We start from the raw sequence: 14,152 nt of genomic DNA, 5'->3' as shown, positions 1-14,152 counted from the left end.
AGGCGCGACGACCGGTTCCTGATCTCTACCTCAACCGCAGGCGCCCTCCCGCGCAGCGGGTTCGTTCTGCGGCCCCAAGGCTGCCAGTCAGCAGCGCGCATTTTGCAGCCAGTGGAATCACTTGGCGCCGCAGAAATGCGACTAAGACAAATAGATGGAGCAGGATGCCCAGTTCAATTTGACCGTAATTCGCTCTAGTCGGGACGGCGGTAGGCCAGAACCCCCGTCGGCCTGCTCAGGCTCTGCAAGGAGCCAGGTGTTGCGCCGCCGATCCAGCCCAACACCGAGCAGCCGGAGCCGGACCCATCGCGGTCATTGGCACGGCCCAATCGCCGATCGGGGAAGATCCACGTTCGAGATCGGATCGTTGGCAGGAAAGTGCGATCTCCGCTGACGCGCCTTCCTGGTTCGTTGTTACTTGGCAACCCGGGTGGTAGAATGACGATGAGTTCAGGCAAAATAGCTTTATCGTATTCGAGCGTCATGACTTTCGTGCCGCGCGCTGCAGACGCTGCGATGAGTATTTTATGGAGAGGACAGCCGTGACAGTCCCAGAGGACGATTTTTTCGTCCTCTCGAGCTTGCCGCCAAGTCGGGCGCAAAAGCAGCTCGCTCTTGTTTTTGTGCTTGGCCTGTTGGCCGTCTACGTGTTGATCACTGTTGGTCCGCTCTCGGGCATCCATCTGAGCCGGGTCGACGCCTTCGTGCCGGCCTACGCGACAGCGATGTTCGTCAACGATTCGATCACCGCAATCCTCCTGTATACTCAGTTTTCCATCCTGCGCTCACGTGCCACGCTCCTGATTGCAAGCGGATATCTCTTTACAGCGCTCATGCTGATCCCGTTTGTCCTGGCATTTCCAGGTCTGTTCACGCCAGAGGGCGGCTTGGTGGGCGGCATGCAGAGTACGTCATGGATCTACTTTTTCCAGCACGCTGGCTTTCCCCTGTTCGTCATAGGCTATGCCCTCTCAAAGGGCTCGAACCCCAGCAAACGATTTTGGCAGGGTACCGCGCGTGCGGAGATTAGCCTCAGTGTCGCCCTGACCGCAGCTGTGGTCTTGTTGGCGTCATATTTTTTCATAGCGGGCGAAGCGTTATTGCCGCCTGTGACCCTCGATTCCACTCGCCTTAGCCCGGTGTGGCCCTATGTGGGCGCGCCCGTCGCATTGCTAAGTATCACCGCGATGGTCGCGCTCTGGATCCGGCGACACTCAATGCTCGATCTTTGGTTGATGGTCGTGATGCTCTTATTCACGATAGAGATGCCTTTAAGCTATTACCCTGATCCGGCTCGCTTCAGCCTTGGCTGGTATACCGTCCGCATCTTCGGAGTTCTGTCCAGCGGACTCGTCCTTATGGTTCTGCTTCACGAGATAACGACCCTTTATACGCGGCTTCTCGGAGCCGTCCGTGGCCAGCGTCACGAGCGCGAGGCGCGACTGGTAACCGGCGACGCAGTCGCAGCCACGGTTGCGCATGAAGTCAAACAACCTCTATCCGGCATGATAACGAGCGCCGATGCCGGCCTGCGCTTTCTCGGTCGCTCGATGCCCGATCTGGAGGAAGCAAAGGAGGCATTCAAGCAGATTATCGCCGGTGGTCATCGCGCGGCAGCGGTGATCGACGGAATTAGAACGATCTTCAAGAAAGAAGACCGCAAGCGAGCTCCGCTCGACCTCAACAGTCTTATCGGGGAAACACTCACCCTGGTGCGAGAGGGTCTGGCGAAACACCGGATAATGGTCGAAGCCGAGCTGGATGAACGCCTGCCGCGCGTAACAGGCGATCGAATCCAGCTACAGCAGTTGCTTGTAAACCTGATGACGAACGCCATCGATTCCATGGCCGCGGTCGGCGGGGCGCGGGTGCTGTCCGTGAAATCGAAGTTGCATGACGATGGCCACGTAACAGTTTCGGTTGCGGACACTGGAACCGGAATTGGTCCGCAAGACGTGGATCGGATATTCAACCCGCTCTTCACGACAAAGCCCGACGGCATGGGGATGGGCCTGTCGATCTGCAGATCTATCGTCGAAGCCCACGATGGGCGGTTGTGGGCGGCCCCGAACAGGCCCCGGGGTGCCATATTTCATTTTAGCGCAACTCGATCTGTCTCCGCATGACAAGGATCCGTCTGTGATCAAAGTCGCACCGAACAGTTTGCAGCCGACGACAGAGGTCGCGTCTGCTGTCTATGTGATCGATGACGACGTCGGAATCCGCGACTCGCTCGGCCTGTTATTCCGCTCGGTCGGTTTGCGCGCCGAACTATTCCATTCGGCGAACGAACTCATGCAAAGCAAGCTGCCTCCGATCCCGAGCTGCCTGGTTCTCGATGTTCGGCTACCGGGGTTGAGCGGCTTCGAGCTTCATGCCGAGTTGACTAAGGCCGATGTCCATATACCCATCATCTTCATTACTGCACACGGCGATATCCCCATGTCCGTACGGGCTATGAAAGCCGGCGCCGTCGACTTCATCACCAAGCCGTTTCGCGACCAGGATATGTTGGATGCCGTCACCGCCGCGATCACCCGCGACCGGGCCAGGCTGGATGCCGATCGCGCACGGCTCGACTTAAAGGGCCTGTTCGACAGCCTGACTTCGCGCGAACAGGAGGTGATGGCGCTCGTCGCTACCGGCTTAATGAACAAACAGATCGCCGCTCACATCGGCCTCAGCGAGATTACGGTTAAGATTCATCGCGGCCACGCGATGAAGAAGATGCGTGCGAAATCGCTCGCGGACCTGGTCAAAATGGCCGAAGCACTCGGTATCGGCCGGGAAATGTCCTCGTAGCCTCATATCTATGTATGACTTTTCGAACACAGCCGACTCGTACCATTGTCGGTGCGCATAGATGGGCCAATCGCTTGCCAGACACCCGCGTTATTTCAATCGTCGACGATGACGAATCCATTCGAAGCGGAACTGCGAGTCTTGTACGGTCGCTTGGGTTTGTCGCCCACGCTTTCCCATCCGCACGTGCGTTCTTGCATTCGGAGCAACTGGCTCAAACCTCGTGTCTGATTTCAGACATCCAGATGCCGGAGATGAGCGGAATCGAGTTGCACGATATCTTGCGCATACGTGGACATCACACGCCCATCATTTTCATCACGGCCTTTCCCGATGAAAAGGCGCACGCTCAAGCGCTGGTTCGAGGCGCCGTCTGCTTTTTGAGCAAGCCTTTTGACGGCGACACGCTGTCTCGCTGCCTCGACGTTGCATTGAAAAACAATGCCGGTGAGAGCGACTAGCGCGTCGCTGATCGCTGGGCGCGATCAGGCTCAGCAGACCCCAAAATCCAATTCGTCGAAGCGCATCCGTTAAACCGAGGGATACTCGGGCCCGTCGGGGCCAATAAACCTAGGTGTGACCGCCATAAACGAAAATGCGGTTACGACCAACCTACGTCCGATGGAGCGCGCACCGGAGTGAGAGCACAACTAAAGTGGTCAACCACTCTAATGGCACCGCGCAACGAAGGAGACTGATCATGTCCACGGCATCACCGGCGCCAAATCGGCGCGACTTTCTTGCCACATCGGCCACCGCATTGCTTGCCACTTCGGCAGGTGCTGCCGCGTTCAACTTCACCTCGTCTCAGCCGGCGGCCGCGGCCGAAGCCAGTTCAATCCGCCCCTTCACCGTCAGCTTCCCGCAGGAGGAGATCGACGAGCTACGCCGTCGCATCGCCGCCACGCGCTGGCCCGAGCGGGAGCTGGTGACCGAGGCCGCTTCCCGGCGGACTTCGGCGACGTTGGCGGCAGGCGACACACAAGGTGTGCAACTCGCGACGATGCAGAAGCTCATCCAGTACTGGGGAACAGAATACGATTGGAGCAAGTGCGAGGCGCAGCTGAAGTCGCTGCCGCATTTCGTCACCGAGATCGACGGGCTGGACATCCACTTCATCCACGTGAAATCAAGCCATCAGGGTGCGCTGCCGGTCATCATCACGCACGGCTGGCCCGGTTCGGTCATCGAGCTGCTGAAGGTCATCGATCCGCTCACGAACCCCACGGCGCATGACGGAACCGCGGCCGACGCGTTCGACGTGGTGATCCCGTCGATGCCAGGCTACGGCTTTTCCGCCAAACCGACCCAACCCGGTTGGGATCCGGTGCGCATCGCGAAAGCGTGGACCGTGCTGATGAAGCGCCTGGGCTATAACCGGTTTGTTGCACAGGGCGGCGACTGGGGGGCTCTCATCACCGAACAGATGGCTCTGATGGCGCCTCCCGAACTGATCGCCATCCACACCAATATGCCAGCGACCATTCCGCCCGAGATTGTGAAGGCGCTTGCCGCCGGCAGTCCGCCTCCCGCCGATCTCGGGCCCGACGAAAAGCGCGCCTACGAGCAGGTCGCCTTCTTCTACAAGTTCGGTCTGGGCTATGCCAACGAGATGGCGCTTCGTCCGCAGACGCTTTACGGGCTCGTCGATTCACCTGCCGGCCTGGCGTCATGGATTCTCGATCACGATGCGGACAGTTATGCACTGATAGCCCGCTCCTTCGATGGGGAGCCGGAGGGCCTTACCCGCGACGACATCCTCGACAACATCACGCTCTATTGGCTGACCAACACGGCCATCTCGTCGGCCCGGCTCTATTGGGAACACCGGCAAACGGCGAAGGCGGGCTTCTTCGACGCCAAAGGCATCACCATTCCCGTCGGCGTGAGCGCGAACCCCAGCGAGATCTACACGGCGCCGAAGAGTTGGACCGAGCGCGCGTTCCCGAAGCTCCTGCATTACGGCCACCCGCCCAAGGGCTGCCACTTCGCGGCATGGGAACAGCCGAAGTACTTCACCGACGACGTGCGCGCATCGTTCAAGACGTTGCGGACGGCGTGAAGTGTTGAGCGGGGATGGCGCGCCGGACGTGCGCGTCACCCTCCGCCTGGCGATTAAACCCCCAGCGCATCTCCAAAAGGAGAGAATGCAATGAACCTTCTCATCCAGACGCTCACCGCACTCGCGGCTTGCACCGTGTTCGCCACGGGTGCGTTCGCCCAGAGCACGGTCGTGCCCATCGACAACGAGCCCGCGCCAAAGCTGATCGTGGAGCCGCCGCTTCCGGGTCCGTTGGCCGGGGGTGTGGTGTTCATCCCGTACCGGGTGGAGAACCTGCGCATCCTGCCTGTCGGTGGGCCGGCCGCGCGCAAAGTGTCTCCGCGGGTCGGGCATCTGCACCTCACCGTCGACGACCTGCCCTGGGCGTGGGCGGATTACGGTCTGAGCGACACCATCATCCTGGTGGGCATGCCGCGCGGTCAGCACAAGGTCCTAGTCGAGGTGGTGGACGCCGAAGGTAACGTCTTCACCAAGCAAACGGTGACGTTCCACTCGCCGGGCAAGGAGATTCAGCCATGAAGCTCCACAAGTTGGCGACCGTGCTGGCATTCGGGTTTTGCATCTTTTCCGCCTTGGCCAACGCCAGTGCGGCCGAAGATCGCTCGATCCGGGCCTTCACCGTCAGCATCCCGCAAGCGGCGCTCGAAGACCTTCGTCGGCGCATCGCCGAAACACGGTGGCCGGATCGCGAGACGGTCGATGACCAGTCGCAGGGCATACAGTTGGCGAAGCTGAAGCCGCTCGTCAAGTATTGGGGCACCGGCTACGACTGGCGAAAGGCCGAGGCCAAGCTCAACACCCTGCCTCAATTCATGACAACGATCGACGGCGTGGACATTCACTTCATTCACGTCCGCTCGAAGCATCCCAATGCTTTGCCGCTGATCATGACGCATGGCTGGCCCGGGTCGGTGTTCGAATTGCTCAAGACCGTGGGCCCGCTGACGGATCCCACAGCTCATGGCGGACGAGCGGAGGACGCGTTCGATCTCGTCCTGCCTTCGATGCCGGGATATGGCTTCTCCGGCAAACCGACAGAGACGGGTTGGGGACCGGATCGCATCGCGCAAACCTGGGCGGAGCTGATGAAACGCCTGGGTTACACCCGCTACGTCGCACAGGGTGGCGACTGGGGCTCCCCCGTCTCCAGCGCGATGGCGCGCCAGGCGCCGACAGGTCTGCTCGGCATTCATATTAACTTGCCGGCGGTGGTGCCGCCCGAGATTGCCGCGGTGCTCGCCGTCGGCGGGCCAGCGCCAACGGGACTCACGGATAAGGAACGCGCAGCGTTTGACGCGCTCAGCGCTGCAGCCAAGATGGGGAACAGATCCTACGCTACGATGATGGGCACCCGGCCGCAGACGATCGGCTACGCCATCAATGACTCTCCCACAGGCCTCGCGGCGTGGATGCTTGGACATCCGGGCTTCTCACGCTGGACATACGACAACAGCGATCCCGAAAAGTCCCCGGACGAGGTGCTGGACGACATTACTCAGTACTGGCTGAGCAGCAGCGCGACCTCAGCAGGGCGGCTGTACTGGGAGTACGGTGGACGCAGCGTTGTTTTTGCGGCCGTGGAGCGGACCCTCGAGATCGCGCTGCCGGTGGCCATCACGGTCTTTCCGGAGGAAACTTATCTGGCCCCGGAGACGTGGGCCCGGCGCGCCTATCCAAACCTGATTTACTTCCATGAGGTCGACAAGGGCGGTCATTTCGCCGCCTGGGAGCAGCCCGAACTGTTTTCCGCCGAGTTGCGTGCGGCGTTCCGACCGCTCCGACAAGATTTCTGAGGCGCGTACCAGGCGCCAGCCCGGACGCGTTCAACGCTCAACAGGTTAAACCTAAGGAGATCGACATGAGCAGCACTATTCCAGCGCATAGCGAAGACCCGATCGAAACCCTCGGAACGCGGACGCTCGACATGAAGCTCGAGGCCGTGGTTATCCCAGTTTCGGACGCAGCACGCTCCAAGCAGTTTTACGAAGGGCTGGGTTGGAGGCTCGACGGCGACTTCGTCGTCGGCGACACGTTCCGGGCGATGCAGTTCACGCCTCCGGGCTCGCCGGCCTCGATCCATTTCGGCACCGGCATCACGTCGGCCGCGCCCGGCTCCGCAAGCGGGCTTTTCCTCGTCGTGTCGGACATTGAGGCCGCGCGCGCCGAACTCATTGGCCACGGCGTCGAAGTCAGCGAAGTGTTCCACCGCGCCGGTCCGGGCAAACCAGCGCTCAGCGGCAGGCATCCGGAGCGGCAGAGCTATTCCTCTTACGCAACCTTCAAGGATCCAGACGGCAACGAGTGGCTGCTGCAGGAGGTCACCACCCGGCTCCCTGGCCGGGTCGATTCCAATACGACGGACTATGCTTCGGTAGCGGACCTTGCGGCCGCAATGCGGCGCGCGTCAGAAGCACACGGCGAGCACGAGAAGCGCAATGGCGGCCAGCGCGATGAGAATTGGCCGGACTGGTACGCCAGGTACATGGTGGCGGAGCAGGCGGGCAAGCCGCTGCCGCTCTAAGCAGCAACCCAAAATCGGGTGTGCGGGACGGGTCGCCGTCCCGCCGCCCAGCTCAACCGGCGATCCAAGCCTGGTTTGCCGCTGATGTTTTCACGCGCTGTTGCCGGCGCAATCGAATGGGAGAACGATCATGACGCACTCCAAAATGGGCATTGCTCTGGTGACCGGCGCCTCGGCCGGGATCGGAGCGATCTACGCCGACCGGCTGGCGCGCCGCGGCTATGACCTCATTCTCGTGGCGCGCAGCCAGGAGAGGCTGGACGAAGTGGCCAAGCGCATCGCCGGCTCAACGAATTGCAACGTCAGCGCCGTTGCCGCTGACCTCAACGACAAGGCGGATCTGGGCCGGATCGAGACCTTGCTCGGCGCCGATCCCGCCATCACGATGATGGTCAATAACGCTGGCATCGGCGCCGTCGCGCCGCTCTTGGAATCCGACGTGGACAAAATGCAGGCGATGATCGAGCTCAACATCACGGCGCTGACCCGCCTGACTTATGCCGCGGCTCCGGCCTTTGTGGCGCGAGGCGGCGGCACAATCATCAACATCTCGTCAGCGGTCGCCATCGCGCCGGAAATCCTCAACGGTGTCTATGGCGCGACGAAAGCCTTTGTGCTCGCTTTCAGCCAGTCGCTCCACAAGGAGCTTGCGGACAAGAAGCTGCGCATCCAGGCGGTTCTGCCCGGCGCCATCGCCACCAATTTCTGGGACGTATCAGGAGGTTCGCTCGACGATCTGCCGAGCAAGGCGATCATGCAGTCCGATGACCTCGTCGACGCGGCCCTTGCCGGCCTCGACCAGGGCGAGTTGGTGACTATTCCCTCGCTTCCCGACGTCGCCGACTGGCACGCCTATGAAGCGGCGCGGCAGAAACTCATCCCGAACCTTTCGCTCAACACCTCGCCGGCGCGGTACGGCATCGCCGTGGCTGCGTAACCAAACTCAATGAGTCAGCCTGAGTAAAGCGCCAGAGGAGAATCAAAATGGACAAACTTTTGACGGCCGTCCTCGAGGCGCATGGCGGTTTGCCGAATTGGGGCAACGTTACAAGTATCACTGCGCAAATGTCGCTTGGGGGCGTATTTTGGGCTGCAAGGGGCTGGCCGGACGTCTACTCCAAGCAGACCGTCACGCTCGATCCACATCGCGAGCACATCGTTTTTTCGCCCTTCACAGCACCAGACCGTATGTCTGTGCTGGATGTCGCTCCCGAGCGGGTCGCTATCGCTACGCGCGACGGCCGCATCATCGAGGAACGTTTCAATCCACGTGGTACATTTCCGCTGCCCTTTCTGGATGGCAGCACACCTTGGGATGCGATCCAGGTGGCGTACTTCACGAGCGCCGCCGTATGGAACTACCTCACGGCGCCGTTCGTCTTCACACTACCCGGTGTCGAAGCACGAGAAATCGCCCCTTGGAGAGAGGGCGCGCAAACGTGGCGACGGCTGGCCGTCACGTTCCCTAAGACCATCGCCAACCATAACGCCGATCAGGTCTTTTATTACGACGATGCGTTCATGCAGCGGCGCATGGACTATTCGCCCGACGTGACGGGAAACCCGCCGGTCGCACACTACGCTTATGACCACAAAACCTTTGACGGGTTCGTATTCCCGACACGGCGGCGTGTGCTCCTCCATGACGCCGAGGGGGTCGCAAACCAAGCATTCGCACCTATCACGGTCGACGTGTCCGATGTGACAGTCGACCGAAGACAATCTTCCACCAGGCACCATGCCTTATCAACGGGTACAAACCACTATGACCGAACAGATCGACCTCCATCGACGTCAATTTTTGGGCGTGGCCGTCACCACCGTCGCGGCCGCTCAGTTTGCCATGACGGGCTCCGCAAGCGCACAACTCAGCATGACGAAGACGGGTGCGACAACAATCAAACCGGGCACGAATACATCGTTCGGCCCGTTGAAACAGGTCACCGCCGGCGTGCTCAACGTCGGATATGCGGAGCTCGGACCGGCCGACGGTGCGCCGGTCATCCTCCTGCATGGCTGGCCCTATGACATTCACACCTATGTCGACGTTGCACCCATTTTGGCATCGAGGGGCTTTCGCGTCATCGTCCCCTATCTGCGCGGCTACGGCACGACGCAGTTTCTCTCCAGCGAAACACCGCGAAATGGCCAGCAGGCGGTGGTCGCCGTCGACGTCATCGCGCTGATGGATGCACTGCAAATCGATAAGGCGATTGTCGGCGGTTGCGACTGGGGCGCGCGCACGGCCAACATCGTCGCCGCATTGTGGCCCGAACGCTGCAAGGCGCTTGTTTCGGTCAGCGGCTATCTAATCGGCAGCCAGGAGGCCAACAAGATGCCACTGCCACCGAAAGCCGAACTCCAATGGTGGTACCAGTACTACTTCGCCACCGAACGCGGCCAGGCCGGCTACGAAAAGTACCGGCGGGACTTTGCCAAGCTGATCTGGCAGATTGCCTCGCCGCAGTGGACGTTCGACGACGCCACGTTCGAGCGCAGCGCCAGGGCCTTCGACAATTCGGATCATGTGGCGGTCGTCATCCACAATTATCGCTGGCGGCTCGGCCTCGCAGAAGGCGAACCGCAATATGACGTTCTGGAGCAGCGGCTTGCAAAGGCGCCGGTGATCGTCGTGCCGACGATCACCCTTGAGGGTGACGCCAACGGCGCTCCGCATCCCGACCCCGGTGCCTATGCCAAGAAGTTTTCGGGCAAGTACGAGCACCGCCTCATTACCGGCGGCATAGGGCATAATCTTCCGCAAGAAGCCCCGCGGGCATTTGCAGACGCCATACTGGAGGTGGCAAGCCTAGCCTGAGCAAATCGCCATACCGCGATACATGATCGAGGGTGCCCAGGGCGAAACTGATGAAATCACAACCGCACCGAGCAACAGGCCGGGGGCCCGATCTCATCGAGCAGGATACGAAATGAACACTGGCCGGGACCACTTTCGTCGCCCTTTGCAGTGGCTCCTCGCACCCATTGTGGGGGCAGTAGCGGGCTTTGCCTACGCGCTGATGTTCGACGTCGAGGCCCTGCACTCCGCAGTCAGGGGCGTGTTCATCGGAACTCCTATTCTGTTGTATGAGCGCGGCGTTATCTTGCGCCGATGGCGCGATATCATCCGGCAAGCGGCAACGCCGGTCTTCGTCGTGATTACGATCGCAACCTACGTTTTGATGATCTTGATCGGCAACGCCGCCGCCGGCACAGCGCTTCACCATCTCATCGGCTATATGAGCACCGCGCGGGAAGCCATGGTGATGTCGGAGTCCGGGCTTCTGTATTCACTCGGTGTCTCCACGCTCGTCGCATTCGTGTTCCGACTGCGTGACCTTATCGGGCCGAGCCTGTTCACCAGCCTGCTTCTTGGGCGTTATCACCGGCCCATCGAGGAGGAGCGCATCTTTCTGTTTCTCGATGTCAGCGGATCCACGCACTTCGCGGAGCGATACGGCGATTTGGAGACCCAGGCCTATCTCGGACAGATATTCAACGCACTTGCGTCTCCCGTTCGTCGCTCCCAGGGCTCTATTGACGACTATATCGGCGATATGGCGCTGGTCACCTGGCCGATGGATCGCGGCATGCGGGACGCCGCGTGTCTTCGTTGCGTCTTCGACTTCGCAGCGGCCATAAGGGATCAGGCGGCGGCGTGGCAAGCGCGTTTCGGGCAAGTGCCAGAGTTTCGCGCCGTCCTGCATTGCGGGTCGGTGGTTACGGCTGAGATTGGCCTTGAGCGACACAAGATTGCGTATTTCGGCGATGTCGTGAATACCACTGGACGTCTGGAGTCGCTATCCAAGGCGCTCGGTCAACCTATTCTGGTCTCCGCAGATATTCTCGCCGGTATCCGTGTTCTACCTCCACATCTCGTCGCGGAGAACCTCGGATTTCATGTGATTAGAGGCCGAGATGAACCGCTTCAGATCTCAGCCGTAAGGCTAGCATTGGGAAGCTGATTGGAGTGGCGCCATCTCCTCGACCGCGCCGGCCAGAAGGGCACCGGCAAATGGTCGGTGATCGAGGCGCAGCAGCTCGGCATTCCGGCCACCGCGATCGAGGCCGCGGTGGCGGCGCGCGTGCTGTCGTCGATCAAGGACGAGCGCCTCGCCGCCGAAAACACCTATGGCAATGGCGGCGTGACCAGGATTTCCGGAGACAAGGACGCGCTTCTTGACGATCTCGAACTGGCGCTGTTCGCCGGCAAGATATCAGCCTACACGCAAGGCTTCGCGGTGATGAGCGGCGCGTCGAAGGAATTCAACTGGCGGGCCGGCTGCATCATCCGCCGCAATTGCTGGACACGATGGCGGAAGCCTTCGGCACCGGCGGGGCGGCCACCAATCTTTTGATGGCGCCGGCTTTCATCGCGATGATGCAGGAGGCGCATCCGTCGCTGCGGCGCATCGTGGCAAGGGCGTCGGAAGCCGGCTCACCGGTGCCGGCGCTGTCGTCGGCGCTCGCCTATTTCGACAGCTATCGCCAGGGCCGCGGCACCTCGAATCTGATCCAGGCGCAACGCGATTTCTTCGGCGCGCACGGCTTCGAGCGCATCGACGGGCCGGGCGCGTTCCATGGCCCTTGGGGGAGCGGAGCGGCAGGTTAGCGCCGCATCTCAGCCGTTCGTCAACGCTCAGCTCGATCCCGAATCCCGCCGTTCGCTCAGTCGTTGTGATGGGCTTGAGTCAACCGTGCTATCCAATGGATTGGCGGCTATCCGCCGGCATGATCCCGCCGGAAGAGCGAATTCGAACCAACGGCCGCTCGATGAACAGTCGAGATCTCTACCGGTGGGCCCTCGGGGAGCTGCTGATACCAAACTCAACTTAATTTCGGATCGGGCTATAAGGCATTTGCCGAATATGGTGGCGACATGCTTGCCGCCCTATTTCACCAAGGACGGGGCCCCCGGAATGAAGGCCAGCTTTCGGGGACCGGCGAGGAGCCAGTCCGCGACTGACATTGGGTCGTTTGCTGGAATGCCGCCGTCGAGGAACGAGAAGGCAGTGGCTGGGTGTTGATGGCCACATCGGGAGGTGAACCCATGGAACCGCGCGCCAAGGAACAGGAGAACCTTTCCCGACTCGAACGGGCCGCGCAACAGACTGCTGATCCAAAAACTATGGAACAGAAGGCGAAAAAGCCCGGGGAAAAATTCCGCTTCAACCTTCGCAAGGAAGACGTCTGGTGGACGCTTGGTTTCGCTGCCGCTGCCTTGCTGCTTTTTGGCATCCAAGTCCTGATCAATTGGCGCTTAGAATGGCTTGACGCGCCTTTGCGCGTTCGCGTGCTGAACTACGTCAGGGGCGGCCTTTTCATTTTCGTTATGCTGACCGTCGCGAATGTTATCGAAGTCTTTCTCATTGGCCGAATTCCCAATCGTGTTTCGCGTTTCAACCTGCAACGTATTTTTCGATTGGTCGTCGTCGTCGCCATCGTCTTCGTGGCCATTTCGGTCTTATTTGTGAACTGGTACGCTGCGGTTGTTTCACTCGGCCTGATTTCACTGATTCTCGGCTTTGCGCTGCAAATGCCGATCTCCAGTTTCATCGCATGGATTTATATTCTGGCCAGGGCGCCTTATCGCGTTGGTGACCGCATTCGCATCGGCGATGCCCATGGCGATGTCATTGATGTCAGCTATCTCGACACGACGTTATGGGAATTCGGCGGCGAACATCTTTGGACCGATCATCCGAGCGGACGCGTCATCAAGTTTCCGAACTCCACCGTGTTTGACACGCCGGTCTTCAACTATTCCTGGCCGCTGTTTCCCTATGTCTGGAACGAAATCAAGTTCCAGCTCGCGTATGAAAGCGATCTGGAATTCGTAGCGAAAACCATGAGAGAGGTCGTCGACGAGCAGATCGGCGACATCATGAGCCGGAAGGTGAAGGTCTATAAGCACATCCTGTCGCAAACGCCGGTGGACGAACTCGAGGTGAAGGAGCATCCCGTGGTTCATTTTCGCGTCAGTGAAAACACCTGGCTGGAGGCCATCGTGCGTTACCTCGTGCCGCCGAAGGAAGCGGGGCGCACCAAAACACGCTTGATCAAGGAAATGCTGGCGCGAATGAATGCAAAACCCGATCGCGTGCTGTTTCCGAAGAGCAATTTGAGGTGAACTTCCTCAGGCCACGCCCGGGCGGAGCCATCCCCCGCCCGCGTCGCGGCAGGCAAGCCCGGATACTCGAACGTGTGCGTCCGATCCTCCTCACTCGTTCGTGTCGACATGGCTTGCGATCTCCGACTCAGGCGGAACCCATGATCAAAACCGACCCCCGGGGAACACTGTTGCCGCCCATCCAGGCGTCTTTTCGGTATCGGCGAAGCCTTTGATCTGTGCTAAGCCGCCGCCCGAATAGCCAAAGGAGTACATTCCGTGAGCGAGCCGACCGTGGCCGAAGCGACCGACAGCATCTATGCATCGCTCCGGGCGAACAATAACGACATCGACGCACATATTGCGGCGCTCAAAGCGGCGCTGACGCGAGAGGGGATGGAACACGCGGTGTTCGATCCGACCAGGCTGGCGCAGAACAACCGTTCGGGCCGCAAGCTGATGCAGGCTTATTTTCGGCAGCGCGGCGTGAGCGTGAAGTTTTCGGCCTCGTAGGGTGCACCCCGGGGCGCCACGGCGCGCCGGCAATCATTGTGGTCCAGGACCCGCCGGGGAGTTCAGGCAAGCCCGCTTTTGGCTTCTGTAAGCCGCTTCCGGCCCCGCCCGACGTCAAAGTATGTGGGAAATCGGCCGCCAAATG

The 14,152-nt window shown here is 60.5% G+C and carries 13 protein-coding genes and 1 pseudogene; all 14 read left to right on the top strand.

Annotated elements, in window-relative coordinates:
- Positions 1 to 542 precede the first annotated feature (542 nt).
- The 14 genes and pseudogenes from AC0L16_RS20955 (at position 543) to AC0L16_RS20890 (ending at position 14,007) form a co-directional block, all read left to right on the top strand.
- Positions 543 to 2,126 carry a sensor histidine kinase gene (locus AC0L16_RS20955; RefSeq protein WP_473622965.1) on the top strand — a complete coding sequence of 528 codons (1,584 nt, stop codon included), beginning with the start codon at positions 543 to 545 and terminating at the stop codon, positions 2,124 to 2,126.
- A 13-nt stretch (positions 2,127 to 2,139) separates the two neighbouring features.
- Positions 2,140 to 2,802 (top strand): response regulator transcription factor, encoded by a 663-nt coding sequence (locus AC0L16_RS20950; RefSeq protein WP_473622964.1) that lies wholly within the window; start codon positions 2,140 to 2,142, stop codon positions 2,800 to 2,802.
- A 74-nt stretch (positions 2,803 to 2,876) separates the two neighbouring features.
- A complete protein-coding gene (locus tag AC0L16_RS20945; RefSeq protein ID WP_244603110.1) occupies positions 2,877 to 3,263 on the top strand; it encodes a response regulator transcription factor in 387 nt (128 codons plus the stop codon).
- Between the two features lie 239 nt (positions 3,264 to 3,502).
- Positions 3,503 to 4,864, top strand: coding sequence for an epoxide hydrolase family protein (locus AC0L16_RS20940; RefSeq protein WP_473622963.1), 1,362 nt, complete (start codon positions 3,503 to 3,505; stop codon positions 4,862 to 4,864).
- Between the two features lie 90 nt (positions 4,865 to 4,954).
- Positions 4,955 to 5,383, top strand: a complete 429-nt coding sequence (locus AC0L16_RS20935) for a DUF6130 family protein (protein WP_473622961.1) — start codon at positions 4,955 to 4,957, stop codon at positions 5,381 to 5,383.
- On the top strand, positions 5,380 to 6,657 hold the full coding sequence (locus AC0L16_RS20930; protein WP_473622960.1) for an epoxide hydrolase family protein: 1,278 nt from the start codon (positions 5,380 to 5,382) through the stop codon (positions 6,655 to 6,657). The genes AC0L16_RS20935 and AC0L16_RS20930 overlap by 4 nt, the downstream gene beginning before the upstream one ends.
- 65 nt (positions 6,658 to 6,722) lie before the next feature.
- Entirely contained in the window at positions 6,723 to 7,385 is a 663-nt protein-coding gene (locus tag AC0L16_RS20925) for a VOC family protein (RefSeq protein WP_473622959.1), read from the top strand.
- Between the two features lie 130 nt (positions 7,386 to 7,515).
- Positions 7,516 to 8,322: an SDR family NAD(P)-dependent oxidoreductase gene (locus AC0L16_RS20920; RefSeq protein ID WP_473622957.1), complete on the top strand. Its 807-nt coding sequence runs from the start codon at positions 7,516 to 7,518 to the stop codon at positions 8,320 to 8,322.
- Between the two features lie 47 nt (positions 8,323 to 8,369).
- Entirely contained in the window at positions 8,370 to 9,413 is a 1,044-nt protein-coding gene (locus AC0L16_RS20915; RefSeq protein WP_473622956.1) for a hypothetical protein, read from the top strand.
- Complete coding sequence (locus tag AC0L16_RS20910; protein ID WP_473622955.1) at positions 9,337 to 10,203, top strand: alpha/beta fold hydrolase; 867 nt, start codon at positions 9,337 to 9,339, stop codon at positions 10,201 to 10,203. Before AC0L16_RS20915 ends, AC0L16_RS20910 begins: the two co-directional genes overlap by 77 nt.
- A 112-nt stretch (positions 10,204 to 10,315) precedes the next feature.
- Positions 10,316 to 11,350, top strand: coding sequence for an adenylate/guanylate cyclase domain-containing protein (locus AC0L16_RS20905; protein WP_473622953.1), 1,035 nt, complete (start codon positions 10,316 to 10,318; stop codon positions 11,348 to 11,350).
- A gap of 15 nt (positions 11,351 to 11,365) precedes the next feature.
- A pseudogene (locus AC0L16_RS20900) lies at positions 11,366 to 11,997 on the top strand (NADP(+)-dependent, decarboxylating phosphogluconate dehydrogenase); the annotation flags it as partial.
- A gap of 438 nt (positions 11,998 to 12,435) precedes the next feature.
- Complete coding sequence (locus tag AC0L16_RS20895) at positions 12,436 to 13,515, top strand: mechanosensitive ion channel family protein (RefSeq protein WP_473622952.1); 1,080 nt, start codon at positions 12,436 to 12,438, stop codon at positions 13,513 to 13,515.
- A 258-nt stretch (positions 13,516 to 13,773) separates the two neighbouring features.
- On the top strand, positions 13,774 to 14,007 hold the full coding sequence (locus AC0L16_RS20890) for a hypothetical protein (RefSeq protein WP_473622951.1): 234 nt from the start codon (positions 13,774 to 13,776) through the stop codon (positions 14,005 to 14,007).
- Positions 14,008 to 14,152: the final 145 nt, after the last annotated feature.

The organism is Mesorhizobium sp. WSM4848, from assembly GCF_055811375.1.
This window is presented reverse-complemented; position numbering and strand designations above follow the sequence as displayed.

What these genes read in the sequence shown, in the direction of transcription:
- AC0L16_RS20940 (WP_473622963.1), top strand. Translation starts at nt 3,503, where the DNA reads ATGTCCACGGCATCACCGGCGCCAAATCGGCGCGACTTTCTTGCCACA.
- AC0L16_RS20935 (WP_473622961.1), top strand. Translation starts at nt 4,955, where the DNA reads ATGAACCTTCTCATCCAGACGCTCACCGCACTCGCGGCTTGCACCGTG.
- AC0L16_RS20930 (WP_473622960.1), top strand. Translation starts at nt 5,380, where the DNA reads ATGAAGCTCCACAAGTTGGCGACCGTGCTGGCATTCGGGTTTTGCATC.
- AC0L16_RS20925 (WP_473622959.1), top strand. Translation starts at nt 6,723, where the DNA reads ATGAGCAGCACTATTCCAGCGCATAGCGAAGACCCGATCGAAACCCTC.
- AC0L16_RS20920 (WP_473622957.1), top strand. Translation starts at nt 7,516, where the DNA reads ATGACGCACTCCAAAATGGGCATTGCTCTGGTGACCGGCGCCTCGGCC.
- AC0L16_RS20915 (WP_473622956.1), top strand. Translation starts at nt 8,370, where the DNA reads ATGGACAAACTTTTGACGGCCGTCCTCGAGGCGCATGGCGGTTTGCCG.
- AC0L16_RS20905 (WP_473622953.1), top strand. Translation starts at nt 10,316, where the DNA reads ATGAACACTGGCCGGGACCACTTTCGTCGCCCTTTGCAGTGGCTCCTC.
- AC0L16_RS20895 (WP_473622952.1), top strand. Translation starts at nt 12,436, where the DNA reads ATGGAACCGCGCGCCAAGGAACAGGAGAACCTTTCCCGACTCGAACGG.